This window comes from uncultured Ellagibacter sp. (assembly GCF_934636505.1).
GTDB lineage: Bacteria > Actinomycetota > Coriobacteriia > Coriobacteriales > Eggerthellaceae > Ellagibacter.
The window spans coordinates 1-3,413 of the sequence record NZ_CAKUAL010000112.1 but is presented as its reverse complement, the minus strand read 5'-3'; the positions used below and the strand labels follow the sequence as shown (position 1 = coordinate 3,413).

Here is a 3,413-nt window from a genome sequence, read left to right as displayed (position 1 = left end):
CGTCGTGCCCCTCGACCCGCATATCCCCTACGACATCTTCACCCAGCTCTCCGAGGCCCCCGATGTGGAAGACGGCGCGATTGTCCGCGTTCGTATCGCGCAGTTCCCCTCCCGCAATTCAGCGGCGACGGGGCATATCGAGGAAGTGCTCGAACATGTCGACGGGCTCGACGAGGGGGTTGATGCCGTCGTTGTCCGCCATAAGTTCGAGACGGCGTTCTCCGACGCTGCGCTCGCGGAGGCACGTGGTGCCTCGATTGACGAGGTCGGGGCGCTCGCGTCGGGCTATCGCGACTTGCGCGAGCGTTTTGTGTTTACCATCGACCCTGATGACGCGCGAGATTTCGATGACGCGCTCTCCATCGAGCAGGTGAAAGACCAGGGCCGCTCGCTCTGGCGCGTCGGCGTGCACATCGCCGATGTCTCGCATTACGTGGAATGGGGGAGCGCGCTCGATCTGGCCGCGCGGCGCCGTGCCACGAGCGTGTATTTGGTCGATCGGGTGATCCCGATGATTCCCGAGGAGCTCTCGTGCGGGCTGTGCTCGCTCGCCCCGGGCGAGGTTCGCCGCTCCATGACGGTCGATTTGTATGTCGGTGAGCGGGCACAGCTTGTGCGCTACGAGATCTACCCTGCGATTATCTGCTCGAACGCACGCCTGACATACGGTGAGGCATTCGAAATGCTCGAAGGGGAAGGCGAACCTGTGACATTTGAGGGCGGGAAGCATACTCCGTGCTCAGACAGTCCTGCTCGCGCAAACAGCCCACTGGGCTGTTTGGCTCGTGCGGAACTGCGCGCGGAGCATACCCCACGCCCTCAGGGGCCTCAGGGAAGCCGTTGCGATAATGCGAGCGAGTTTGAGCCAGCAGCAATCCCCGAGAATGCGGGGCGTGCTCCGCGCGCAGTTCCGCAGCGAAGCGAGGACTGTTTGAGCACGGAGCACGCCCCGCATTCTCGGGAACAACGGGAGACCCTCATTCAACCTCGTCTTCGCCAGCTGTCGCTCCTCGCCTCGCTTCGACATGCGCAGCGCGAGTGCAAGGGCGGCATCGACTTCGACCAGCCCGAGGCACGCGTCAAGCTCGATGAGGCGGGAAAGCCGCAGGGCGTGGAGCTTCGCCGGAAGAACACCGCGACGTCGCTTGTCGAGGAGATGATGATCTGGGCAAACGAGGTCGTCGCCGAGCATCTTTCCCGGGCGAAGTTCCCCTGTGTCTACCGCGTTCACGAGGCGCCCGACCTAGAGGGGCTTGCGCAGCTCGTTCCCATCTTCGAGGAGTTCCCCTGGTTCGAAAAGATCGATCCCGTGGGATTTTTCACGGGGAGCCAGCACGCGCTCCAGCAGGCGGTTTCCGCATCGCGCGGGCGCGCCGAGGGCGAGCTTGTGTCGTCGCTCGTGCTGCGCTCGATGAAGCGCGCGGTCTATCGCGAGAAGAACTGCGGCCACTATGGGCTTGCGAGTGCGACGTACTGCCATTTTACAAGCCCCATCAGGCGCTATCCCGACCTTATGGTGCACCGCATGCTGAAAGCCGAGCTCTTCGGGCGCCCCGAGAAGTTCGACCAGATGACGACGAACCTCGGCTGGATCTGCGAGCACTCGTCGGGGATGGAGCGCGAGGCGGACGACGCGCAGCGCGAGTCCGAGGAGCTCAAGTTGGCGGAGTACCTGCAGCGGTTCGTGGGACAGTCGTTTTCCGCCATCGTGTCAGGCGTCTCACAGGGCGGCCTGTACGCGCGGCTCGAGAACACGGCGGAGGGCTTCATCCCTGTTCGCACGCTTGGCGACGACTATTTCAGCTTTGACGCGGCGCGCTACACGCTCACGGGCGAGGAAACGGGCGCGCGCTACCGGCTCGGGCAGCGCATAGCCGTGGTCCTCTTCGCGGTCGATCCCCGCGTTCCCCAAATCGACCTGCGGCTTGCGCAGGGTTCAAAGCGATAGACCAGGGCGTCCAAAGCGGCGCCCTTCTTCTTTCCCGCGATGCCGGCAAGCATGCTCTTGCGAAGGCCTCGCCTGCGCCCTGCTTATCACAGCGCATCTCGGGAAGATATTCCTCACTCATTGCTATTTCCCGAAGTTTTTTCTTGCGGTCTCTCGTAAAACAATGCAAAATAGCAATTGCAATCGCAAGTGGACTCCAAACACGAGGACTCCCAGCAAGGAGCTTCCCAAAAAGGAGGTGATGACGTGGCGAGGGGGAAACAGGCCAACGGCCTTTTGACCCAACAGAAAGTGCTGCGCGCGGCAGTGGCGCTCTTTCTGGAGAAAGGCTACGCCAAGACCACAACCGCCGAGATCGCCGCAGCGGCGGGAATCAGGCAGAGCTCTTTCTTCCATGTCTTCCCCAGCAAAGAAGCGCTTCTTCTCGAATTGGTGCGCCGCATGTTCGGCGGGCAGTTCGACCTGGCCGAACAGCATAACAACGGACAAGAACCGATATTCATGTACGCGGTGGAGACGGCGTTGCAGCTGCATATCGCGGAGCTGACCGAGCCCTTGCGCGAGCTCTATGTTATGGCCTATACGCTGCCGACGACGTCGGATTATCTTTATCGCACCACGTCAAAGCGGCTGCAGGTCATCTTCACGGACTATCTGCCCGACGCGCAGCCCAAGGATTTCTTCGAGATGGAAATCGCGTCCGGGAGCATCATGCGCGGCTTCATGTCCGTGCCGTGCGACCCGTATTTCACGGTGGAAGCCAAGATCCGGCGCTTTCTCGACTGCTCGCTCAAGCTCTACGACGTGTCCGAGGCGAAGCGCGAATGCATCATCGAAGCGATTCTCCGCATGGATTTGCATTCTATGGCGGAAGGCATCATCCAGAAAACCATCCAGCAGGCTGAAGCGGGGTTCGAAGCGCTTATAGCCGAAACCGAGTAACGCCCCGCCGAGGACGGCTCGGCCAGATCGTCAGACATGACCACGTTCGTCATTCATGAGAAAGGTTCGCCCATGAAGAAGAAAACCCTGATCATGTTCCTCACATCGATACTCTGTATCGCGCTGCTGCCGGCGATTGCCCACGCGGCGACCCCAGATGTTTGGGACGGTAGCGTCGTCTCGAGCCTTACGGGCGGCGGAAAAAGCGAGGACGACCCGTACCTCATATCCACGGGCGCGGAGCTCAAGCTGCTGGCGGATAACTCTCGTGCGGCGGGGCTTGGCAGCTGCTATGTGAAGCTCACGAACGACATCGTCTTGAACGACGGCACGTTCGACAAGAGCGGCGCGTTCTCGAAACGGGGGGCTACGACAACATCGCAGCCTAACGAATGGCTCCCGATGGGCGAGGCAAGCTGGCACATCGACGGTAATGGCCATTCGATTTCGGGCATGTATATCAAGTGCAACGAAGAGAAGGTTGGCTTGATTAGTAGGATTTCAGGTCGCGGATATATTCGGA

General features: G+C 61.0%; 3 protein-coding genes. All 3 read left to right on the top strand.

Features of this window, described 5'->3' with window-relative positions; translation table 11 throughout:
- On the top strand, window positions 1-1,948 hold a 1,948-nt coding region (locus tag Q0G18_RS09140), incomplete at its 5' end, for an RNB domain-containing ribonuclease (RefSeq protein WP_297152315.1).
- A 246-nt stretch (window positions 1,949-2,194) separates the two neighbouring features.
- On the top strand, window positions 2,195-2,890 hold the full coding sequence (locus Q0G18_RS09135; protein WP_297152311.1) for a TetR/AcrR family transcriptional regulator: 696 nt from the start codon (window positions 2,195-2,197) through the stop codon (window positions 2,888-2,890).
- 72 nt (window positions 2,891-2,962) lie between these two features.
- On the top strand, window positions 2,963-3,413 hold a 451-nt coding region (locus Q0G18_RS09130), incomplete at its 3' end, for a hypothetical protein (protein WP_297152308.1).